Below are 24,300 nucleotides of genomic sequence, written 5' to 3'. Positions count from 1 at the left end.
TAATTATTTGTTTTCTTTAAAATGCCATCAGGGGGCTGTCATAAAGCAGAATAGATGAGGCGCAAACGCCCTGATTATCCGTATTGATTTCAAGATAAGCAGACATGGGCAGATCATCCTGATATTCAATCAGATATTTCTCATCTTAAAATCAGGAATCTCCTGATTGCATTTTTTTTATTATTTGTTTATTTGTTAAAAAATAGTCAGATGTATATTTCAGATATAATTTTTTTTGCGTCCCTTCCCTTTATGCACTGCCAAAATATAGAAAATTTTTTGATTGGGGAGTCACATTCCCTTGTTTTTTATTTTAATCTTTTGTTCCCTTGTTTTTCACGTTGTGTTGAGATATATGCCAAATCGCATTATTTATATCAACATTTTTTATTTGTCAATAAATGAGTATAATTTTTTTAAAAAAAAGAGATAATTTTCAGTTTTACAAAGTTTTATGAGTATCGGGGGGGATTGAATTTTGGGAAATGACTTATATCATCAAAATTTCAGTACATCCGAAATTTTCATTTTTTGTCATGATCGCCGGATAATGGAAATTTCCTGAAACTTGCAAACCGGAATTTGGAAACAAAGGATGGGATTTTTCCTGAAATACGCAAAAGGGGAACTTTGTTTGTAAGTGTGTTCCCAAATCAGAGCCTCACTGCCGTTAAATTGTGATAACATTTAAAATTTATTGGCTTTAACTTGTGATACACTATAAATTTTAAGATATATGTTTTTCAGGGGGGGATTTGTCATTTTGTCTGATTTTCATGTGTTGTTGTGAGCCTCGGCCATGATCATTTATATGAAAGTGTCTGAAGTTAATAAAGTTAATAAAGTTAAAAGTTCTTTCATGTTTCGTTGTGAGCGGACCGCTCATGACCATTTATAAAAAAATCTGGAAAGCAGAACCTGCTGAAAAAAAGGGTGTGTCCCACCTTTTACACATCCGAAAAAATCAGCCACAAAGACACAAAGACACAAAGGAACCACAAAGAGACTTCGTGAGACTTTGTGTCTTCGTGGCAAAAAAACGGATGTGTCCCGCCTTTTATCCGAAAAAATCAGCCACAAAGCCACAAAGACACAAAGACACAAAGGAACCGCAAAAAGACTTCGTGAGACTTCGTGCCTTCGTGGCAAAAACGGATGTGTCCCGCCTTTTACACATCCGAAAAAATCAGCCACAAAGACACAAAGGAACCACAGAGAGACTTCGTGAGACTTTGTGTCTTCGTGGTAAAAAACGGATGCGTCCCGCCTTTTATCCGAAAAAATCAGCCACAGAGACACAAAGGAACCACGGAGAGACTTCGTGAGACTTTGCGCCTTCGTGCCTTCGTGGTAAAAAAACGGATGTGTCCCGCCTTTTACACATAAAACCTGTCCTTGTGTAAAAGGCGGGACACACCCGAAAAAAAGCGGACATTCCGGTGATAAATTTAAATCAGATGAATTTGTCAAGTTCCGGCCATGTATCTGATCATAAATTTTCAGACATAAACCCGCTGAGGACTTCGGCGAACTCGGTCAGGTCGTTTTCAGAACCTCGGAGGTTTCTGATATTCGATAATCAAGTTTTTTATAATTATAAAAACTGGCTCCCGCTACACAAGGATTTTGTATAACTCGATGATCAGGTTTTCTGACCCGGTTCGGACAAAAAAAATTTGAACATCGAGTGATCAGGTACTTATGATGATGACAGGGCAGAATATCCCTTCAATTGTCCATATGCATTAACTCTGTAATTTCAGTCCAATATTTCCCTTATTTTTTTAGCTAATTCGTTTTTAAGCATAGGTTTCATAATATATCCGTCAATGCCCATTCTCCTTGCCCTGTTTTCACTGATACGCTCGCTGAACCCGGTGCAAAGAATAATCGGGATATCTGATCTTATATTCTTTAACTGTTGTGCCAGTTTTTCACCCGTCATGTTTGGCATAGCCATATCTGTAATCACAAGATCGAATGTTTCCGGCTCTGTTCGGAATGTGTTCAACGCCTCACTGCTGCTGATAAATGCTGTCACCTGATATCCGAGAGCTTCCAACATCTGACTTTCCATTTTTACAATCTGTTTTTCATCATCTACCAGAAGAATATGTTCGCTCCCTTTTTGAACAGCATCATCAGATATTGTTTCCTCAACAGATTTTTCTTCAATCACTGGCAGATAGAGATTGAATGTTGTTCCCCTGTCCGGTTCGCTGTAAACGGTTATATTACCCTCATGGTTTTTTATAATTCCATGTACCACGGACAAACCAAGACCGGTACCTTTGTTTTTTTCTTTTGTTGTGTAATACGGCTCAAAAATTTTTTCCATTACATCAGAAGTCATTCCTTTCCCCGTGTCATGAACTGATAAGCGAAGATGTTTTCCCGGTTTTATATTCATCATATCATCAGTTCCGATAACCACTTCGTTCAGCGTCACTTCAAGGCAGCCACCTGTCTCCTCCATCGCATGGTAAGCGTTGGTACACAGGTTCATCATTATCTGATGAATCTGGGTCGGGTCTCCCATAATGTCTCCGCAATCAGTATCCAGGTTCACTTTGAACTCAATATTTTTGGATATTGATGACCTCAGCAATTTCAGTGATTCTTTTATAACCGGTTGAATATTCAAAGGCTTTCGTTCCGTATCATCCTGACGACTGAAGGTGAGAATTTGGCGAACCAGGTCTCTGGCGCGTTTGGATGCCGTGAGAATTTTCATCAATTTATTATATGGCTCGCTGTCTTTAGGAAAATCTCCCATAATCATCTCTGCGTAACCCATGATTATAAAAAGAATATTGTTAAAATCATGAGCAATTCCGCCAGCCAGTCTCCCAATGGCTTCCATTTTCTGGGACAGACGAAGCTGGGCTTCCAACTTGCGCTGCTCAGAAATATCTCTGAATGATGCCATCATGCAAAGGTGTCTGCCGTCCTTCTGAGTGACCAGATTTGCTGATATTCGGACATCAAAAACGGATCCGTTCTTTCTTTTGGCTTTCATTTCGCCGGACCATTTATTTTTATAATACAGCTTCTTTATTACTTCCAAACCATTGTATTCAGAGTTCCAAAACTTTGTTGCTGATTTCCCAAGCACCTCTTCCTCGCTGTCATATCCCCACATGTCAAGAAAAGACTGGTTGACATAGGTTAAATTCCCATCAAGGTCGGCAAATGCTATTCCGTTAATGGACGATGCAATGGCATATTCCTTAATTTTCAGCTTTTCATTTAATTGCTCCTGTTTAGTCAATGAGGAATTCAGTTCTGACACTTTTTTTTCCAGCTTATTAACCAAGCGTTCACTGTAAAGCTTATAAATTTCTTTCTCGTCTTTCAGAGGTGTGGACTTTTTCTGAACAGATTCATGTTGTTCTTTATCTTTAATCACGTTCTGTATTGTTTTTCCCAAAAGCTCATCCGGCCTGACAGTTTTCCGAATGAATCTGTCCGCTCCCAGTTTTAAGGCAAAAGCCTCATCTTTTTCGTCTGTATATGTAGCTGAATAAAAAATAAAGGGAATGTCTTTTAATTTTTCGTCCTGTCTGATATTTTTACAAAACTGATACCCGTCCATTTCAGGCATGAGGATGTCAGAGATGATCATTTCCACGTTTTCAGCGGATAATATTTCCAGAGCCTCTGCCCCGTTCGCTGCAGATACGACTTCGTGACCGCCCTTTTTCAGCAGTGTTTCCAAAAGGTAAAGCCCCTCTTTTTTATCATCAACGATAAGTATTTTCATCTTTTTCTCCGAAAATGCACTCTCATGAACGCAGGTCAGAACATTGCTCACGGAACTCGGAAAAGATGCGCTGTTCCGCTGAGCATTTTCTTTCGTTCCTGTGCGGCAGAGAAACAGGGCCTGCCCGTTTTCCGATTTTATTCCATATCCGATCAAAAAAATATTGTAAATCAGGAAAAGCCTGATTCTGACCTGAAAAACTCCTGAATTGCTTGGAAAATCAAATCATCCCGAAGATATTTCCTTTCATCCCCGAGCAGATTGACGCGTTTTTTCCGGCTCCCCTCACACAAAACATTTCTCAAATTCATCAATAAAAAATTTTGGTTATAATGAGGTCTGAGGCGGACTGAAATTTATATATTTACACTCTGCCAATTTTATGTCAATATATACTGAATCCCATCGGTATGTTCACGGGTTACTGTCTTCTGCCGAACAGCGTGTTCTAAGACGGACATTCAGCAGATCAAAAAATTTTCGGTACAAAAAACTGCAAAAACAGAGCGAAGCGATTTTTTGGGTATGTCCCACCTTTTACACAAGAAGACACAAAGTTTCACGAAGTCTCTCTGTGGTTCCTTTGTGTCTTTGTGGCTGATTTTTTTCGGGTGTGTAAAAGGTGGGACACACCCGATTTTTTGCATCCGGCACAAAAGGAGTGCAAAAATAAAGCGAAGCGGTTTTTTGCATTCAGCACAAAAGGAGTGCAAAAATAAAGCGAAGCGGTTTTTTGCATTCAGCACAAAAGGAGTGCAAAAATAAAGCGAAGCGGTTTTTTCTTAAAGGTTTCCCGAAAATTTAACTTAAACTTGCAAAGCCTTATTTAACAGGTGTTTATAAATTCGTCATGCCGCAAGAGCCGATTTTAACCGACTTTTATATTTATCGGCACCTCCTAGATGCCTTCAGGTCGCCGCACGCGATATATTTGCGACATCCGTTGCTCTTTTAAAGAACCGGTCAACGGGGTGAAGGAAGTATTTCAGGGGGGCGGATTCTCCTGTCATGCAGGGAGCAGGATGCTTCTCCGGCTTATGGAAGCCCGCTTTGAAAAACATCCCCGGTTGCCAAGTGAAAAAATTGAGCAGGCGACCCCGAACTCCCTTGAAACCCGAAAGATGTTCTCAGTGCCAATGAGTAAAAAATTCGTATTTCTGCACAAGTAGTCATGAATGAGATTCAGTGTCCTGAGTTTCGGGGACTGAACAGGATTCATCATTGCCTCCGTAAGACTGACAACAATTTTTACTATAAATTAAGTTGACTTCCTCATTGTATATAAATATAGTTTTTAAAAAAATGTCTGTCGCTCCGGAGTGCCAGACTTACAGTCTGCCAATATCTCCGGCGTCTCCAACCCAGGGCGTTTCTGCCAAGGTTTAAGTATGGTTGGCAGACCGAAGATTATGTTGCAACCCTCCCGGGGTTCTTTTGAATGGTAAAAACTATGATTTATGACCATCACATAAAAAAGAGGAACTGAAATGAAAAATATGTTTGTTTTGCTTGCAGTATTTGTGTTTTGCTTTACTCTCTCCACAGGAGGGACACCGCCGGACGCACAGGCTGAAAATATTATAACCATCGGCACCGGTGCCGTCACAGGTGTTTTCTATCAGGCAGGCGGCGCAATATCCCGTATTGTGAACAAAAAGCGGGAAGAGTACGGCATCCGATGCAGTGTGGAATCCACTGATGGTTCCGTGTATAATATCAATGCAGTCATATCGGGTGAACTGGATTTTGGTTTTGCCCAGTCAGATCGGCATTACCAAGCTGTTCATGGCCTGGCTGAATGGAAACCGACAGGGAGACTGAAAAAACTCCGTTCCATGTTCAGTCTCTATAGTGAAGCCTGCACATTGTGCGCTGCTGCGGATTCAGGTATCAATAATATCAGGGACCTGAGGGGCAAAAAAGTTAATCTTGGCAATCCTGGTTCCGGTCATCGTCAGAATTCCATTGATGCGCTGGCTCAGGCAGGAATTGATTATAAAAAGGATCTGACAGCGGAAAGTGTAAAAGCTTCTGACGCGTCCAGACTGCTTCAGCAAGGCAAACTTGACGCTTTCTTTTACACAGTGGGACATCCGACCGGAGCAATTCTCAATGCAACTTCGGGAAAAAGAAAAGTAAAAATCATTCCCATGCCTGTTATTGCGAGCAAGCTTACCAGAACATATCCGTATTACGTCAGAACACGGGTTCCTGTGGAATATTATCGGAGTGTTCAGAACCGTTCTGATGTTGATACATTCGGTGTCAGAGCCACGTTCGTGACTTCTGACAAGGTCTCAAATCTCGTTGCCTATGCTATTACCAAAGAAATTTTTGAAAATTTTAATTATTTTAAATCACTTCATGTTGCTTTTGAGGGACTGACCCAAAAAGATATGCTTGAAAATCTGGCTGCTCCCATCCATCCGGGCGCTATGCGTTATTATAAGGAAGCTGGTTTGAAATAAATTGGCTTTGCTCGTTCATCTCGTGACCACGCGCCCTGGCCCAACTTCATCAGGCACTTGCCAATTTGTCTGTGCCTTCGAAAATTGGAAAAAATTCGCAGATGTCCTGCTCAATATTATACGTAAATATCGCCTCATAAATGATTATGCATTTACAACAGAAGAAGCCTGAAAAATGAGGCAATATCTTTACTGAACAAAATTGTCTGCTGACTGTTTGGGACGTGCTTATATATTTCAGACCGGAAAAGGATTGGGTAGTCCTGCACAAGCAATGATGAATGAGATTCACTGTCCTGATAACCGGGGGACTGAACGGGATTCATCACTACCTTTGCAGGACTACCAAAAATTTGATCATCGAGTAACACTCTGACACTTAACACTTAACACTTAACACCTAACACCCTAACACCCTAACACCTAACACCTAAATATATTTAATATTTGCCATGAAAACATTACTAGCACTTGAAGACGGACGTACATTTGACTGCCGTTCCTTTACAGGCCCCGGGGAAACTTCAGGAGAAATTGTATTTAACACCAGCATGACCGGATATCAGGAAGTTCTCACTGATCCTTCTTACAAGGGACAGATGGTGACCATGACTTACCCTCTGATAGGCAATTACGGTGTCAATCCTGAAGATACTGAGTCTGACCGGATACAGGTTTCCGCTTTTATTGTCAGGGAATACCAGCATTTTCCAAGCAATTTCAGAGCATCGGCCACCCTTGAAGATTATCTGAAAAAACAGGGAATAATGGGAATAGAAGAACTTGACACCCGTGCGCTGACACGGCATATCCGAAATGCAGGGGCCATGCGGGCATTTATTTCCACTGAAGACCTTGATCCGGTATCGCTCGTAAAAAGAGCAGGGGAAATTCCGAGCATGGTGGGACAGGACCTTGCCAGACAAGTTACAACATCGGTTCCGTATTACTGGACAGACGGAAAGCCTGTTCCTTGTGATGCGAGTGTTTCAGATAAAATGATCTGGAAACACAGAGGGAAAAAACATGCTGTGGTGGCTTTTGATTTTGGGATAAAATATAATATTTTAAGATGTCTGGAATCCGCAGGATGTGAAATTATTGTGGTTCCTGCCTCGACCGGAGCAGATACGATCAAAGCAATGTCACCGGATGGCATTTTTCTTTCAAACGGCCCTGGTGATCCCGAGCCTGTCACTTATGCGGTTGAAACCATTCAGTCGCTTTTGGGATACTGTCCCATGTTCGGGATTTGCCTCGGACATCAGATATTGGGGCTTGCCCTGGGAGGGAAAACCTTTAAATTGAAATTCGGACACCGGGGAGCCAATCAGCCGGTAAAAAACCTTTTAACCGGAAAGATTGAAATTACCTCTCAGAATCACGGGTTTGCAGTGGACAGGGACAGCCTTGACAAAAAGGATTTTGAGATCACCCATATCAATCTGAATGATAACACGCTGGAGGGATTCAGACACCGCAAATATCCTGTTTTTGCGGTGCAATACCATCCTGAAGCCTCTCCCGGGCCCCATGATGCCAATTATCTGTTTGATGAATTTACAAATTTGATGAAATAAGATGTATGTCTGGCGGCGGAGACTGATCACCGCCAGCACCCCTTTGATTTTATTATTGATTTTTACAAACATGATGCCATGAACGCCTCAAAATACATTTATCTGTTTTCCCAACAAGGCTACGCTCTGCTAATCAAATTCCTGAAATCCGACCTTGCCAAACAGATTTGATTCAGGGATTTCCCTGATTCGTCCCCGTTCTGTAAGGCTTTTAATCCTTCAGACAATGACTCCCTTTCACAGCGTTCAGCAGGCATTTCCCCGATTTTTCCTCATCCTGTAAAAAACATTTTGCAACTTTATTCAATTTATGCCATAAATAAATGCGTCAAGAATGAGAATAGTTAAACAATGAATAAACGCTTATGAAAAAGCCGGGTTTTTCGCCCCCCTGGTTATGAAAATATTCTCAGATAAAAAACCCGGCTTTTCAAAATGTATTTTCACGGTAAAGCAAGTCATTCAAAACCATTGTTTCAGCTATTAATGATATGCAATTCAATTCAACTCGGCCAAAGACCTGACGATAAGCACTTGTGACTTTCAGATCAAACATCTTGGCATTTCTGTTCGCCATTATCACACCTGTTTCAGCGGTGTTGGCTTCGGAAACATATTTATGGTTAAACAAATATGACCGGGCCAGCGCCATTATCAATCAGATACCGGTTCCGGAAGGATATCAAAGGACCGCTGTCTCCCCGGGATCTTTTGAATCCTGGCTTCGTCATTTGCCTGTAAAAAACGGCAACCATCCTGTTTATCTTTTCAACGGACAAAAAAAATCCGACCAGGAAGTGCATGTTGCTGTCATTGACATAGATGTGGGGAACAAAGACCTGCAACAATGTGCGGATGCTGTTATCCGACTCAGGGCGGAATATTTTTATTCAATGGGGAATTATAAGGCGATTCACTTTAATTTTACAAGCGGTGATGAGGCATCCTTCGGAAAATGGACAGAAGGGTATCGTCCCGTGGTAAAAGGCAACAAAGTCAGATGGCATCGTTCCCAAGCATACAACGCTTCTTATGCCAAATTCAGAAAATATCTTGATACTGTATTTCTGTATGCGGGAACCCATTCACTGAGTAAAGAATTACAACCCGTTAAAAATGTTAATAACATGAAACCAGGTGATGTTTTCATAGAAGGCGGATTTCCCGGACATGCTGTCATTGTTGTTGATATGGCGGTGAATAAGGCAACAGGAAAGAAGCTGTTTCTGCTGGCACAAAGTTATATGCCTGCTCAGGATATACACATTTTAAAAAATCCGGTAAATCAGGGACGGAATCCCTGGTATAAAATAAATTTCGGACAAAAACTTTATACGCCGGAATGGACATTTGAAAGGAACCAGCTAAAAAGGTTTCCATAGAAAATCTGTTCCGAAAAACTGGGAGAGTGTGTCATATGCCGTTATTAGGAGTCTTAAGTTTGTTATTTCAGGTGTATTTTGTGGTTCACGCGCTTAAAACAGGCCGTGACCGGTTCTGGGTTTATATCATTATCATCTTTCCGGGGGTTGGATGTCTGGTTTATTTTTTTGTGGAATTTCTCCCCGAACTTCAGCATAACCCCGCAGCCAGAAAAGCCGGTTCCAAGATTGTAAACATTGCAGACCCTGGCAGGGAATTACGCCGTCTTAAAGAGCAGTTGGAAATTTCAGACAGTATCAAAAACAGAAAATTGCTTGCAGAAGGTTATATCAACGCAGGATTTTTTGACGAAGCCATCTCGCTCTATAAAAGCTGTTTGGAAGGTTTGTACGAAAATGATCCTTATATTTGGGAAGGATTGTCCTGTGCCTATTTTTTTAAGGGAAATTTCGAAGAAGCGAAAAAGTATCTTTACAAGCTTAAAGAAATGAGAGGGGAGAACCAGTCCCAGGAATTTGATCTTTTGTTGGCAAGGACGCTTGAAGAATCAGGAGACACAGACGGGGCTTTAAAAGAATACGATCTGCTTGTAAAACGGTTTTCCGGAGAAGAAGCCCGGTGCCGATATGCGCTTTTGTTAAAGAAACTGGGAAAGCCCGGAGATGCGGAGCATATTTTCAGGGAAATTGTAAAGAATGCAAGGCTGTCTCCCAAATATTACAAAAAGGTTCAGAAAAAGTGGATTGCAATTGCTAAAAAAGAATTAAAAGAAATGCCAGCCTGACTTTCATGTTCAGTTCATCTGTAATTTCAGTGAAGAATGGAAACTAAAGTCAGCAGATCGAAAAGTTTCCGGACTTGTGGGCGGGAGAGCGAGGAACTCCGGCTTTTTTCCCCGGATGAAGTGCCTCTTCTGCCGGAAAAACCCGGGATTCTCCCCTGTCCGTCGTCTCCGCACTGTGACAGCCCGGAAACTTTTCGATCTGGTGAAAATACCTGATCATAAATTTTCAGATAAGATATTCGCGAGGTTTCCCAAATTTCTCAATCAATAATCAAGTTATAGCCAAATTCAGACCCCCCGCTTTAAACTAAAAACAGAAAGGAGTAAAAATGAAGAAAACATCCATTGTAATCGTACTTCTGGCTATTGTCATGGGGATTTCCTGTCCGGTTATGGCGGAAGAAATTACCATAGTCGGGTCGGGGATCGGTACAACAGTTATCAGCTCGCTCGGCACGGCTTTCAGCCAGACTACCCCGGGCGTTACAGTAATTGTCCCCCCGAGTATCGGTTCCGGAGGCGGGATAAAGGCTGTCGGTTCAGGCAGAAATATCTTGGGACGTGTCGCAAGAAAAATCAAAAAGAGTGAAAAGACTTATAAGCTCACATATGTTCCTGTTGCAAAAATACCGGTCGTTTTTTTTGTGAACAAAGCGGCCGGCATCAGAGATATTTCAATTCAGCATATACTTGATATCTATAGCGGCAAAATTACGAACTGGAAAGAAGTCGGTGGCAGAGATGTCAGGATAAGGGTTGTCATCCGGCAAAAAAGCAGCAGCAGTCGTAAGCTGTTGCTGAAATCATTTCCAGGTTTCAAAGACATTACGATAACCTCCAAATCAAAAACAACCTACAGCACCCCTGAAACCTTATCTGTTGTGGAATCAAAGAGCGGTACAATAGGCTTCGGGGCTTATGATGTTGTGAAGGATGCAAATGCGGATGTCCTGATGAGTGAGGGGAAAAGCCCGAGTGATCCGGACTATCCTTATTTTGTTACGAGCGCACTCGTGTTCATGGAAAAGAATAATACCGGCAATATCAGAAAATTCACGGAGTTTGTCACTTCTGTGTCAGCACACGATATAATCAGAAGTGCGGGCGGAATCCCTTTTTAGATAATACACGACCCAATAAATTTTGACAGGTAAAGACCTCCGAGGTTTCGAAAATCTCGGAGGTCTGATGTTCTGCTTACCTCTCAGAATTAATTGGGTTGAGTACTGGTGGTACTTGGTTCAGGTCTCAGACCTGAACTGACATAAGCCGGAATCTGTCCGGCATTCACAACAGAGCTGAACCGACCCGCATAAATAATTTTCCGGGATGACACTCTGATCCGAGTTATTTATTTTTAGAGATAGCCTAAAGAGGCTGACACACTTAAAAACAGACATAACTATCCGAAGTTAAATCTTCATTTAAAAGATTTCTTACTTAACCCAATGACAGTGCCGCTTCAGGGACAGGCGCAGGCCCATATGCATCAGGCTAAGATTACAACCTACTGTTTTTATTAACTCTGATTTTGCCGGACGGGGTTTGCAACCCCGTCCGGAATATTTTCCGGATCGCCGCCCGCAAACGTTTCGGACGGGGTTGCAAACCCCGTCCGGCAGCCGTCCCGCATTCTTAGCCTGATGCATATGAGGCGCAGGCCCCCCGGAGCCATGATTCTTTCAACTCGATGATCAGGTTTTCTGACCTGACTCGGACAAAAAGCCTGTCATTCCCGATAAAGCAGGAATGACAGAAAAAAACTTGATCATCGAGTTCAATCTTTCAAATCAGAACAGATAGGTAATCGTTATGAAAAGCATAAAATACAAGATACTTTCAAGTTTCTGCATAACGGCTGCAATTATCATTATGGCACTGGGAATGCTGATATCCTCGGAACTGAGCACAACCATCGGGAAGCAGTCGGAAATACTTTCTCATGACCTGAAAGCCATGGCAAAAAAAAATCTTGTCGGCTATCATCGTTTATTTAAACAGACACTCAGCCAAATCATGGAAGACCTCGGGCTTATAGCAACAGAAATTTCCCGTCATCCCGGGCTGGTGGCAAACATAGAAGCCTATCAGGTCAACGCCTTAACCGGTATCCTTGATGATTTCAGAGCCCATAGTGATAAACTGGATTTTGCAGCGCTGTTTGATCTCAGGGAACACCATCTTGCCTCTTCTCCGTCTGATATTAATGATAATGTTGATACGGACTGGCTGAATGGGTTTTATCAGTCCTGGCAGCTCGGGAAAAGAGTCCGGGAGAGTCTCAGAAGCGGCTCGGAAAATAAAGAACATAACCTGCACACTGTTACAAAGCATGACGCTGATTTTATAAAAGCTTTCAAACTGACAGACAGGAATTTCACAGGTAATGATTTCATAAGCTTTGCATCTGCAAAAATTATCAGGGATGATTTCAATGATCCGATTGCCATCCTGATTATAGGAAAAATTCTGAATAATTACAAGGAACCTTTAAAAAAGTTTTATGATACCGCTGGGCTGGCCTCCGCAATCTGTCTGGGGGCAGTTCCGATTGTTCATGTAGGATTCAGCGGCAAAAAGGAAGAAAATGCTGTTTCCGGGGAACTTCGGATAAGCGCGGAAATACTGAAACAGGTCTATGAGGCTGACAAACCCAAAAACATGTCCCTGACACTTGCAGACAAAAATTATTTTACCGTGTGTTCTGCTATTACAAGCTCCGAAGGCGAGAAAATCGGTATCATCTGTGTTGCTATGCCCGAACAGCAACTCATCGGAATCGGACAGAGAATTTTTTCTTACAGTATGAAGTCAAAAAGAAATCTTCAACTTCGGATTCTTGGTATCGGCCTGCTATCTCTTGTTATTTTTGTTATTGTTTCATTGTTTATTGCCACAAGAATTGCCGGACCGATTTCAAAAGTTGTCAGCATCGCCAACGCCATTGCCGAAGGAAATCTGACACAGGATATTGAGGTACACGGGAAGGATGAGATCGGCCAGTTGTCAGGGGCTATGAAAAACATGGTATCAAACCTTAAAGATACCCTGACCAATGTGAAGAAAACCGTGGACAATGTAAAATCCATGACGGACAATGTAAAATCATCAGCAGACAAGTTTGCGTCAGTCACCCGGCAGATATCACAGGGTACATCAGAGCAGGCTGCTTCGGCGGAGGAGGTGTCGAGTTCCACGGAGGAAATGGTTTCAAATATCAGGCAAAATGCGAACAATGCCATGCAGACCGAAAAGATTGCATTGAAATCTGCCGAGGATGCCCGCGAAGGAGGCAAGGCCGTACTTGAAACAGTGAAAGCAATGCGGGAGATAACAGAGAAGATCGCAATTATCGAAGAGATTGCCGCACGGACGGATTTGCTGGCGCTTAATGCGGCAATTGAGGCGGCCCGGGCCGGTGAACAGGGCAGGGGGTTCGCAGTGGTGGCATCCGAAGTTCGCAAGCTGGCAGAACAGAGCAAGAAAGCCGCGGGTGAGATCGGCGAACTGTCGGGCTTCAGTGTTAAAATAGCGGAAAAAGCCGGTGACATGCTTTCCAAAATTGTTCCGGATATTCAGAGAACCTCGGAACTGGTGCAGGAAATCAGTTCGGCATGCAATGAACAAAGTTTGGGAGCCGGGCAGATCAGCGAATCAATCCAATATTTGGATCAGGGAATTCAGCAGAATGTTCAGGCATCTGAAGAACTGGCTGAAACTGCCGAGTCGCTGGCCGCCAACGCACAGGAAATGACCTCTCAGACGGAACAGATTCAGGATAAGATCGGGTACTTCAGAATGAAAGATGATTTCAGTCGGACGAGTTTAGAGACAGTCTCTGAAACAGATTTCCTGCCTGAAGAAATTGAAAAAATCAGAGCCATCATGGCAAGAGCCGAGGCAGAAGGCAGGATCGGAAAAGAGACAGGCTCGGAGGTCGGGAAAGCAACCAGTGATTCCACAGACCATAAAACTGGTCTGAGTAAAGCTGCCGAGGATGAGTTTAACGGCTTTTAGCCCCGGATTAAAAATCCGAACTGCCAAACATAAACTGTTTTCGCATATCCGTCCCATACAACCAATCAGATATTTGCTGACAACGAAATGGAATTTAAGGGGGTTGTCTCCTTCTCTAACTCCGTTATAATCAGCGATTTTATTTAGTTAGATTCCTATTTTTTTACAAGCCAATCCTTTGCCTCTTCAATACTGTTAAACAGCCTCATTTTTCTTTTTGTAAATCTTAGGACACCGTTAAAAAGAATTTCCTGAAGGCCTCTGATGCCGACGACCGCGGCCGCCTTCACAGAATCATCGGTCTGACGATGAGACACGAGGCAGAAGCCCCCCTGAGTATGCGTTCCCAGGCTCCGCCTCACTGCCATTAAGTTAAGATTCATCCGGAGTGGCAAAAAGCGTTTCCGGCAAGGGTGAGAAAAATAATTTTCGCACTCCGGAAGCTTAACTTAATGCCAGAGAGGCGGAGCCTGGGAATGAGTTTGTCTGGTTTTTGCCTGTCTTGCCTATATTTGAAAACTGCATCATCTAAACTGCACCCTCGGATCAACAATCGCCACACAAATATCTGAAAGAATATTGCCGATCAGCAGCAACAGGGAGGAGATGACCAATATTCCCATAACTACCGGATAATCCCGCTCCACTACGGACTCATATCCCAGCAGCCCCATGCCGTTAATATTGAACACTTTCTCAATCAGAAATGAACCCGTAAGAATGACAGAAATGTTATTTCCAAAATGAGTGGCAATGGGAATCAGGCTGTTTCTGAGCGCATGTCTGAACACGGCCTTTCTGAAAGGCAGCCCCTTTGCAATGGCCGTGCGCACATAATCCGATGCCAGGTTGTCCATGAGCGTGTTTTTCATCAGGAACGTCATCACGGTGAACGAGCCGACCATATAGGCAATCAGAGGCAAAACAGTGTGCCAGATAATATCCCCAGCTTTCTGAAGCAGTGTGAAGTCCTCAAAATCATCGCTGACAAAGCCGCCAAGGGGAAATAGTTCCCAGTATGACGCGAGCATCACCAGCATCAGCACGCCGACAACCCATCCGGGAATGGCATAACCGATAAACACAATCACCGATGATATGTTATCAAAAGCAGTCTTATGCTTAATCGCCTTTATAATCCCCAAAGGAATGCACACGCCATAGACCAGTAACATGGATATCATCCCAAAATATAAAGAGATCGGTATCCGTTCTTTTATCATGTTCCACACCGGATCATAATATCGGGTGGATACGCCCAGATCACCCCTCAGTACTTTGCCCAGCCAGAGAAAATAGCTGACAAGCACGGGTTTGTCAAAGCCGTAATACTTTTTCAATTCTTCAATCTGATCTTCGGAAAGTGGCTGACTCTGCTGATCCATGGAATTACCCCCCATGCTGTTCTGCATCTGCTGTGCCTGGGCAATGATGCGCTCAATAGGCCCTCCGGGAACAAACCGGGTGATGGTGAACACCATAATCGTAATGCCGAAGAACGTCGGAATAACTAAAAAAAGCCGTCTGATGAAATATGCTGTCATTTTATGTGAAAGTGTCAGGTGTTAAGTGTTAAGTGTTAGGAAGAATATGAAATTTTAATTTTTTTTGTGACCGCAGGATATTAAAATATTTCCATGACCAGGGCAACAAAGTCCGCATGGATCTGATCATAAGGAGTTATCAGCGACTCAGCAAAGTTCAGGTGATTTTTATAAGTCAGATTTTTCAATCGGGTTTTCTCCAGACATAAACACATTTTCTTAATATTTCCTGTCCGTGGACACCCATCTGCTGACTGCTGTTTCCCTTGCCGTTCGGTAAAACCAGTATGTTTTCAATATCAAACCCCGTGTCTTCCGCAATTTTCGACAGAATCAGATCAACTGAAACACCTGCTCCCGCATAACGCACATTGTCGTTAACCATAAAAATCATTCCGCCGTTCTTTAACAGCCTGAAGCACTCCTGTATCACACAGGCCATTTCATGGAAATACCCTCTGACCATCCTGGGTATCCCGTTATTGTTAAGCTTTCTGACAGTTTTTTGGTATTCCAAATAAGTTATGACAGATTGCAGCAGCTCATTCTTCTCACATGACCTTACAGCCGAAGCCCGGCCCAAGTTGAGATTCAGAAGGTCTTTTTCACGGTTTTCAACCGTGCAGCTTAACATTTTCTGGCGTAAATCGCTCAGTTCATGTTCCTGAATCCCCAGCATCGCATGTTCAAGCGCATAAGTCCGTGTATAATCGTATCGGTTGCAATAGGGTGGAGATGTTATAACAGCCTGATATGTCATGCTCCGAAGTCCGGGCAATATATTCAGACAGGAATCCGGATACAGCTTTATGTTTTTGTATGTGACATTTTGCTGCCGGGTATTATCAGCAAAAAGGTCCAACTGAATATTTGTGCCGTTAAGATCACTGACAATTTCGCCAAGTTTGGAGGTCAAAGCTCCATCAAATGTATATATCCTGCCTTTGTCAAATGTATTCCGCTTCCTTTTCCTGTTTTATCGCACTTAAAAACCGGGATATGGATTTTTCTGTATGCCTGGTCAGATTGCTGTCAGTTTTTATGATACTTTGAAAATATGCAAGCAGTTTCTCATCAAAAGAACAGATATTTTTATATATTCCTCAGCATCATCAACGTATTTTTTCATATTTTTTGTATATTAAAATAGTTTTCTGTCATTCATTATGATTGCCTATGACAAGCTGTTTATCAGAAATGATGATGAATCTCAAGTTTTGAATCAGATTATTTTGCTTAAAAAATTCACTTCATTGACTATCCCCTCTGTTTTATGATAATGAATTGAAAAATTGAATGGTTTCAGTCATTACAGATTCAGCAGATCGAAAAAGTTTTCAGGCACACTGGACAGACAGGGCAGAGGGGAAAGAAACCCGGCTTTTTCCGGCGGGGGATGTTTCGTCCGGGGAAAAAAGCCGGGTTTCTCTGCTGTCCCGCGCACAGCCCGGAAACTTTTCGATCTGCTGAGACTGACTGTTCAAAAAATTTTTATTTAAATAATCAATAAGGAGGAAATTCAAATGGAAGCTGTCACTGTTGCTATAACAAAGGCTTTTGCCAAGCTGGAAGAAACAGCTGTAAAAGATGCTTACGATGCGCTAACAACGCTTATTCAAAAAAAATTCGGTGAAAAAAGCGAGCTTGCCAAAGCAATTGAAAACCTGGAAAACAGGCCGGATTCAGCAGGGCGCAAAGAACTGCTCAATGAAGAAATTGTTGCAGCAAAAGCCCATCAGGACAGGGAAATTACAAATGCTGCCGAATCCCTGATTGAAAAAATCAAGGCTTAATCGCAATGTAAACAAAGCCGGGGGATCAGTCCCCATATGCATCAGGCTAAGACTGCCGGACGGGGTTTGCAACCCCGTCCGAAACGTTTGTTTTCGGGGGTCGGAAAATATTTCGGACGGGGTTGCAAACCCCGTCCGGCAGATAAATGCTGCCGAATCCCTGATTGAAAAAATCAAGGCTTAATCGCAATGTAAACAAAGCCGGGGGATCAGTCCCCCGGCTGAGAGCTTCAGGTGCGCCGGGGCTTTTTTTGCCACCATTATCTTTGTCAGACCGAACTGGGCGGACATTGATGAGGGGGCTTTCAGTCCTGTTCCCCCCTGCCTTATTACTTTTTCTCTTGAATCTGTAGCCGTTATAAGATATTAATTGGTTAATGATATGGATAAAAGTTTCAGAAAGAAGGACCTCCGAGGTTTTGAAAACCTCGGAGGTCTTATCTGCAATAATTTTCTATCCATTTGTAGTCATTAAAAAATTGTCCGGAGTGCCAAACTTACAGTTTGGCAGAACCCTCCTGGTTTGCAGGAGGCTGAGATTTTGCCAAACTGTAAGTTTGGCACTCCGAATTGACAGACTGGTCAGGAGAAGAAGGAGAGAGTTTCTCCCTCTGAACCATGAACAAAACACAGGGAAGGATATATAAAAAAATGAGTCATTTGAAACACCTCTTTACACCGATTCAAATCGGTACCATGACCGCAAAAAACCGGCTGCTCATGTCAGCAATGAGTATCAATTTTGGTGTTGATGAAGCAGGAAATGCGACAGAACAACTGACTGAATATTTTGTTGCCAGGGCCAAAGGCGGAACCGGAATGATGCTGGTGGGCGGCGGTGCCGTGCATCCGACCGGGCTGGAACTTCCCAAGCTGCCAATGTTGTGGGATGACGCGTGCATCCCGGGCTTGCAAAAAATGACAGAAGCGGTCCGTCCCTACGGCGCAAAATTCGGCATGCAGCTCATGCACGGCGGCAGACAGTCCTATCATGATAACAAAGTGGCCCCCTCCCCTTTGCCCGCGGAAGCGGTCGTCAAAGGAATTCCGCGGGAGCTTACCATCCCTGAAATTCATGAAATGGCAAAAGCTTTCGGCGATGCTGCGAGACGGTGCAAGGACGCGGGATTTGATTTCCTTGAAATTCACGGTGCCCATGGCTATCTCATCAACCAGTTTTTGGCAAAAAATTCCAATAAACGGGAAGATGAATACGGCGGTTCTTTTGAAAACCGTATCCGCTTTCTTCTGGAGCTGTTCAGGGATATCAAAGATAAAACCGGCCCTGATTTTCCTGTGGGTATCCGCATTAATGGCAATGATTACATTAAAGACGGCTGGACCCTTGAAGAAGCCCTGAAACTTGCGGTGCTTCTGGAGGAGCAGGGGGCGGCCTATCTGCATGTTTCCGCGGGGGTTTACGGATCTTCGGAACTCACGATTCCTTCCATGTATGTGAAACACGGTTGTTTTGTTCATCTGGCCGAGGCTGTGAAAAAAATGGTTTCCCTTCCTGTTATCACGGTGGGAAGAATCAAAAATCCGGAGCTTGCAGATCGGATATTAAAAGAAGGAAGGGCAGATGCGGTCTCCATGGGACGGGCATTGCTGGCGGACCCGGAGCTTGCCAATAAGGCAAAAGCCGGAGACCTCGGCCAGATCAGGCCGTGTATCGGGTGCTGTCTGGGGTGCATTCATAATGTGCTGGCACTGGAGCCGGGGGGCTGTGTTGTCAACCCGGATGTGGGCAGAGAATACTTGCTGAAAGGCGAGGAGAAAGCGGAACATTCCAAAAAAGTACTGGTGGCCGGGGCCGGCCCTGCGGGACTTGCTGCCGCAAGAACGGCCGCGTTACGAGGGCATGAGGTGATCGTGTGCGAGGAAAGCGGACATATCGGGGGGCTGGCAAGACTGGCAGCTATTCCGCCCGGACGTTCTGAAATTATGGACATCATCAATTTTTTCAAAAAGGAGCTGGACCGTCTGCATGTCGAGGTCCGTTTAAATACGGATCTGACAAAAGCATTCATTGACGCTGTTCAGCCTGAAGAAATTGTCCTTGCCACCGGCAGCCTTCCTGAAATGCCCATTATCAAAGGACTTTTTCAAACAGACATGGATTTATGCACGGTCACGGATGTTCTGGAGGAGAAGTCGCTCACAGGGGACAAAGTGTTTGTCATCGGCGGAAATCAGGCCGGGATGGTATTGACGGATTTTCTGGCCGAGAAGGGGAAGGATGTGGTGGTTCTCAATCGTAAAAGACATTTCGGAGAGGAGATGTCGAGCAATGACCGGTTCTATCTCAGGGAGCGGCTCAAGCGGGACAGTGTGAAGATGTATAAACAGGTCTCTGTTAAAGAATTCCTCCCCAACGGCGCTGTTTTTCGTTCCCAGGGCGAGGAAATCAGACTTGAGGACTTTGACAGCGTTGTGATTGCGGAAAAGATGACACCGATTCGCAAAGCTGCCGAACTCTTCAAGGACACGGATATTCCCGTGCATGTGATCGGTGATGCCAAAAGCCCTCGGATCATCATGTATGCGCTGAGTGAGGCAGAAGAAATCGGACGCCAGATTTAATTGAAAATTGAGAATTGAAAATTGAGATCAGAATCTCTCAATTCTCAATTCTCAACTTATACAAATGAAAAGAATAAAAGTAAATACGAATATAAGAGCGGGGATGGGGCTGGGGGATTGTATTGCCCAAATAACGCACGCCCTGGGACTTGACAAGACAGCAAAAATATATGAGCAAACTACGGGGAAATCCTGCGGCTGTGCAATGCGCCAGGAATTGCTGAACAAGGCCGTGTCGAATGTGCCTTTCACCTGATTTCATGGATTCAGGGAAAATGACTGATCCGCCTCACCCCGGAACTTCTTTGAAAAATTCGCTTGCCATTCCAATTTTATAATCCTCCAAAATCATCTGCATACAGAAGCAGCAGATTATGAACATGAATGTGCGTCGAATACTGGAACCTGTGAAAGACCTTTGAGATTTTCAGAACCTCAGAGATATCATGTAATCCATTTATTTCAAAGAAAATATGATGTTTGCTAAGGTAGATATGAAAAAGATATGGTTATAGGGGGAAAATGAAAAAAACTCAAATCTATGACTGCATCATCGTCGGCGGAGGGCCCGCTGGACTTTTTGCGGCGTATTACCTGTGTGAACACTCGGATTTCCGGGTGCTTCTTATTGAAAGAGGCAAAGCAGCCTTGAAGCGGAAATGTCCGTGCAACGCGTCACGGGCATGTCTGAAGTGCGAACCCTGCAATATTCTCTGCGGAATTGGCGGCGCGGGGCTGTTTTCCGACGGCAAACTGAATTACATTTACAAACTTGGGAAAACAGACCTGACCCAGTTTATGCAACGCGCCCAGGCCCAGGCCATTATTGATGAAACTGAACAGATATTCGATCACTTCGGTATGGACAGCCCGGTTTATCCCACGGATATGGACGCGGCCAAAGTCACCCGAAAAAAAGCCAAGACGTATGGCATTGATTTGCTTATCATTAAGCAGAAACACCTGGGCAGTGACTATCTGCCGAACCATATCGCAGGCATGAGCGACTATATTCAATCAAAAGGGGTTGACATTCACATTTTGGAAAACGTCGAGAGTGTGATTGTTGAAAATGACAGGGTGAAAGGTGTTGTGACCGACAAGGCAACGTATTTTTCAGATAACGTCATCCTGGCTCCGGGGCGTGTGGGAGCCGACTGGGTCGGAAAGCTGGCGCATCGCCACGGAATCCGTCTCAGACATCGGGGCATTGAAGTGGGAATTCGTGTGGAAGTTCACAATGATATTATGCAGGATATCTGTGATGTTATTTACGATCCCACCTTTTTCATTCAGACTCAGAAATATGATGATCAGACCCGGACCTTTTGCACAAACAACGGAGGATTTGTCTCCATAGAAAACTACAGCAATTTTGTCTGTGTCAACGGACACGCGTATCGGCACAATAAATCCGAAAACACCAATTTTGCGTTTCTGTCCAAAGTCGTTCTCACGGAGCCGGTCACGGACAATCAGGCTTATGGTGAGTCCATTGGCAACCTGGCGTCTCTGATCGGCGGAGGAAAGCCCATTCTCCAGCGATTCGGGGACCTGAGACGCGGACGGCGAAGCACCTGGAACAGAGTCAGAAAGGGATACATCGAACCCACACTGACGAATGTGGTATGCGGTGATATCGCGATGGCCCTTCCGGAAAGAATTCTCACGAACATTATCGAGGGGCTGAACAAACTGAATTTTGTGCTTCCCGGGGTTGCCAATGACGAAACCCTGCTTTACGCTCCGGAAATCAAATTTTTTGCCACTCAGATTGAAACGACAAACGATTTACAAACAAAAATCAGGGGAATGTATGTGGCCGGAGACGGACCCGGGGTGGCCGGAAATATCGTCTCAGCCAGTGCGACCGGACTCATACCTGCCAAAGCCATCATCGCCAAGTCCCGATGAAAAGATGCACATCGTGGTTCCGATTCTTTTTGAAACAGTTCCAAAAAGTAGAAAAATTCCACCTCAGAATACTCTGTTCACCCTATTGACTTATTTTGCTGTTTTGTCAGATAATCAATCGGAACAGCATTTGTGACGTGTTGTTTTATCCAAATCATCCGGAAAAATATAAAAAGAACTTATTTGTGAGTCATCACGGGAAAAATCAGCTCAACAGGAGCTTTTAACGCTCGATAATCAAATTTCTGTCATTCCTGCGAAAGCAGGAATGACAACCTCTTTTGTTCGAATCAGGTCAAAAAAACTTAATTATTGTGTAATAACAACCCGGTATTTTATCACAGGCTATTTCAAAGAGAATGATGGATATAGATAACCTATCATTACCACTTCGTATTCTCCTGGTTCAAAGCAATAGGAATGACTTCCTGCACTTTGACCGGGCCATGAAGGAAAGCCCGGTCAATAGTGAAATAACCCTTCTGATGACAGCCGAGGAAGCCCTGAAACGAGTTGCCGACAAAGCCCCCTTGTTTGATATCATTGTCATTGACCATGAACTGAGCGGAAGATCCGGCTTGGAATTATGCGCTGATTTTGTTGAACAAAATGTCTCACTGCCGTTGATACTCCTAACTGAGCCGGAAAACAAAAACTTCGCGGCCCAGTTTCACAAACTTGGTTTTGTGAATGAGTATCTCATAAAAGACGATAATAGAAATTATCTCGAAATCCTGGCACCGTTGCTGTCAGAAGTGGCACGAAAGCATGGAGAAATTCTTGCCCGAAAACAGCATAAGAAAGCCCTGCAAGCTTTTGAAAAACGGTTTCGCAATCTCCTTGCAAAGAATGCCGACGGGGTTGTCATTGTCAATAAAAACGGAAAAGTGGAACTTGTCAATCCTGCCGCAAAATCGCTCTTTGGCCGAAAAACTCAGGAATTTCTGGGCCAGCCTTTCGGATTTCCCATTATACCCGGTCAGATAATGGAAATTCAAATTGTTCGTGAAGGTTTGGAAAAAGTCACGGCTGAGATGCGTGTTGCGGAAATAGAATGGAAAGGAGAAAGAGCCTGTCTCGCGTCGCTGCGTGATGTCACATACCGTAAGCAAATGGAAGATGCCCTGGCAACTGCGAATATGGGCCTTTATCAGACGGTTCAGGAATTAAAAAAGGCGAACAAAAAGATACTTGAGCAACAACGGGCGGTTATTGAAGAAGAACGGCTCAAGCTGCTCCTCCAGATGGCCGGAACCACTGCTCATGAGATGAATCAGCCCCTGATGACACTTTTGGGAAATATTGAACTGCTCGGAATGGATAAGAATGCTCCGGAAAAAATAAAAAATTATATAAAAAGAATAGAAGAATCGGGTGAAAAAATATCCGGAATCATAAAAAAAATTCAGACCATACGACCTGATGAACCGCACATGCTCTCTCCCAAAGACGAGCCTTCTGTCATAAATCTGAACAAAAAAATAAGAATACTTTGTGTGGAAAAACTGGATGATGATTTTGAAAAAATTAATACTTTTTTAAATGTTCGCAGCCAGTTCAATTTATTCCGAACAAGGTGTCTTAAAGAGGCAATACAGGTTCTGGAGCATGTTCAGTTTGATCTGATCCTTTCGGAGTATTTTTTTCCTGACGGAACTGCCATGGATTTTTTAAGAATCATGCATGAAAAAGATACGGAAGTGCCGATGGTGGTCATCACAGGGCAGGGGGATGAAATGATTGCGTCACAGGTCATACAGGCCGGGGCTTTCGGATATATTTCAAAGACAAAAATGAATAACACCTCCCTTATCCGAACCATAATAAATGCGGTTGAAAAGGGCCAGCTCAGAAGAGAGATAAAAGAAGCGCATAAAAAAATCGCTGAAATGTCCACAAAAGATGAACTGACAGGGCTTTATAATCGCCGGTATTTTAAAGGGGTTCTCAGACAGGAAATTTCAAGAGCCAAAAGATATGGAAGCGGTCTGGTTCTCTTTATGTTGGATATTGATCATTTTAAAAAAATCAACGATACTTACGGGCATTCGGCCGGAGACATGGTTCTGGCTGAAATGGGGGAGAAGCTCAGGAAATGGACTCGGAAAAGTGACACCGTATGCCGTTTCGGGGGGGAGGAATTTGTTGTTATTTTGCCCAACACAAATGCTGAAAATGCCGGGATCATGGGGGAGAGGCTCAGGAAAATAGTGGCTTCGCATATATTTGAGTTTAATTCATTCCAGTTTCAGGTAACCATCAGTATGGGATTCACAGACTTTCATAAATCCGGAGCATGCCCTCTCAGCAAACTCATTGATCGGGCAGATAATGCCCTTTACCAAGCCAAAGAAGCGGGCAGAAACAGGGTCGTAGAATTCGTCCCTTCTTCTCTTTCTTCCAATTCAAAAGATGATCTTCAACAGCTAAAAGCCGAACTGCCGTGAGATATCTGCGGGGGATGTTATTCT

The 24,300-nt window shown here is 43.6% G+C and carries 16 protein-coding genes; 12 read left to right on the top strand and 4 right to left on the bottom strand.

The genetic code is table 11. The annotated features are described in order from the left end of the window. Nucleotides 1-884 precede the first annotated feature (884 nt). The gene (locus dnm_RS03985) at nt 885-1,325 is read left to right on the top strand and encodes a hypothetical protein (RefSeq protein WP_207681423.1); all 441 of its coding nucleotides are present in this window, start codon (nt 885-887) and stop codon (nt 1,323-1,325) included. A gap of 434 nt (nt 1,326-1,759) precedes the next feature. Here dnm_RS03985 and dnm_RS03980 read toward each other — a convergent pair whose 3' ends face one another. Continuing rightward, nucleotides 1,760-3,763 (bottom strand): ATP-binding response regulator, encoded by a 2,004-nt coding sequence (locus dnm_RS03980; RefSeq protein ID WP_207681422.1) that lies wholly within the window; start codon nt 3,761-3,763, stop codon nt 1,760-1,762. Nucleotides 3,764-5,250: 1,487 nt separating this feature from the next. On the opposite strand from dnm_RS03980, the gene dnm_RS03975 reads away from it, so the two are divergent. The 6 genes from dnm_RS03975 (at nt 5,251) to dnm_RS03950 (ending at nt 13,995) form a co-directional block, all read left to right on the top strand. Then, complete coding sequence (locus tag dnm_RS03975; RefSeq protein WP_207681421.1) at nt 5,251-6,231, top strand: TAXI family TRAP transporter solute-binding subunit; 981 nt, start codon at nt 5,251-5,253, stop codon at nt 6,229-6,231. A 452-nt stretch (nt 6,232-6,683) separates the two neighbouring features. Next, nucleotides 6,684-7,811 carry a glutamine-hydrolyzing carbamoyl-phosphate synthase small subunit gene (carA, locus tag dnm_RS03970; RefSeq protein ID WP_207681420.1) on the top strand — a complete coding sequence of 376 codons (1,128 nt, stop codon included), beginning with the start codon at nt 6,684-6,686 and terminating at the stop codon, nt 7,809-7,811. A gap of 536 nt (nt 7,812-8,347) precedes the next feature. Then, nucleotides 8,348-9,193 (top strand): DUF4846 domain-containing protein, encoded by an 846-nt coding sequence (locus dnm_RS03965; RefSeq protein ID WP_207681419.1) that lies wholly within the window; start codon nt 8,348-8,350, stop codon nt 9,191-9,193. Between the two features lie 59 nt (nt 9,194-9,252). Continuing rightward, nucleotides 9,253-9,978, top strand: coding sequence for a hypothetical protein (locus dnm_RS03960; RefSeq protein WP_207681418.1), 726 nt, complete (start codon nt 9,253-9,255; stop codon nt 9,976-9,978). A gap of 329 nt (nt 9,979-10,307) precedes the next feature. Further along, the gene (locus tag dnm_RS03955; RefSeq protein WP_207681417.1) at nt 10,308-11,099 is read left to right on the top strand and encodes a substrate-binding domain-containing protein; all 792 of its coding nucleotides are present in this window, start codon (nt 10,308-10,310) and stop codon (nt 11,097-11,099) included. Between the two features lie 691 nt (nt 11,100-11,790). Further along, nucleotides 11,791-13,995: a methyl-accepting chemotaxis protein gene (locus tag dnm_RS03950; RefSeq protein WP_207681416.1), complete on the top strand. Its 2,205-nt coding sequence runs from the start codon at nt 11,791-11,793 to the stop codon at nt 13,993-13,995. Between the two features lie 155 nt (nt 13,996-14,150). Here dnm_RS03950 and dnm_RS03945 read toward each other — a convergent pair whose 3' ends face one another. The 3 genes from dnm_RS03945 to dnm_RS03935 form a co-directional block, all read right to left on the bottom strand. Further along, a complete protein-coding gene (locus dnm_RS03945; protein ID WP_207681415.1) occupies nt 14,151-14,390 on the bottom strand; it encodes a hypothetical protein in 240 nt (79 codons plus the stop codon). A gap of 129 nt (nt 14,391-14,519) precedes the next feature. Further along, entirely contained in the window at nt 14,520-15,539 is a 1,020-nt protein-coding gene (locus dnm_RS03940; RefSeq protein WP_207681414.1) for an ABC transporter permease subunit, read from the bottom strand. A gap of 184 nt (nt 15,540-15,723) precedes the next feature. After that, a complete protein-coding gene (locus dnm_RS03935) occupies nt 15,724-16,455 on the bottom strand; it encodes a hypothetical protein (protein ID WP_207681413.1) in 732 nt (243 codons plus the stop codon). A gap of 607 nt (nt 16,456-17,062) precedes the next feature. Here dnm_RS03935 and dnm_RS03930 point away from each other — a divergent pair. The 5 genes from dnm_RS03930 (at nt 17,063) to dnm_RS03910 (ending at nt 24,276) form a co-directional block, all read left to right on the top strand. Next, nucleotides 17,063-17,332 (top strand): Het-E N-terminal domain-containing protein, encoded by a 270-nt coding sequence (locus dnm_RS03930; RefSeq protein ID WP_207681412.1) that lies wholly within the window; start codon nt 17,063-17,065, stop codon nt 17,330-17,332. A 651-nt stretch (nt 17,333-17,983) separates the two neighbouring features. Continuing rightward, entirely contained in the window at nt 17,984-19,915 is a 1,932-nt protein-coding gene (locus dnm_RS03925; RefSeq protein ID WP_207681411.1) for an oxidoreductase, read from the top strand. A gap of 64 nt (nt 19,916-19,979) precedes the next feature. Beyond that, nucleotides 19,980-20,171: a hypothetical protein gene (locus tag dnm_RS03920; RefSeq protein ID WP_207681410.1), complete on the top strand. Its 192-nt coding sequence runs from the start codon at nt 19,980-19,982 to the stop codon at nt 20,169-20,171. A 266-nt stretch (nt 20,172-20,437) separates the two neighbouring features. Continuing rightward, nucleotides 20,438-21,829 (top strand): NAD(P)/FAD-dependent oxidoreductase, encoded by a 1,392-nt coding sequence (locus dnm_RS03915; protein ID WP_207681409.1) that lies wholly within the window; start codon nt 20,438-20,440, stop codon nt 21,827-21,829. 359 nt (nt 21,830-22,188) lie between these two features. Further along, nucleotides 22,189-24,276, top strand: a complete 2,088-nt coding sequence (locus tag dnm_RS03910) for a diguanylate cyclase (RefSeq protein ID WP_207681408.1) — start codon at nt 22,189-22,191, stop codon at nt 24,274-24,276. The last annotated feature ends 24 nt before the right edge of the window (nt 24,277-24,300 follow it).

The organism is Desulfonema magnum (genome assembly GCF_017377395.1).
GTDB classification, from domain to species: Bacteria; Desulfobacterota; Desulfobacteria; order Desulfobacterales; family 4be13; genus Desulfonema_C; species Desulfonema_C magnum.
Note: the sequence above shows the minus strand (reverse complement) of the source record. Positions and strands in the feature narration are given on the sequence as shown.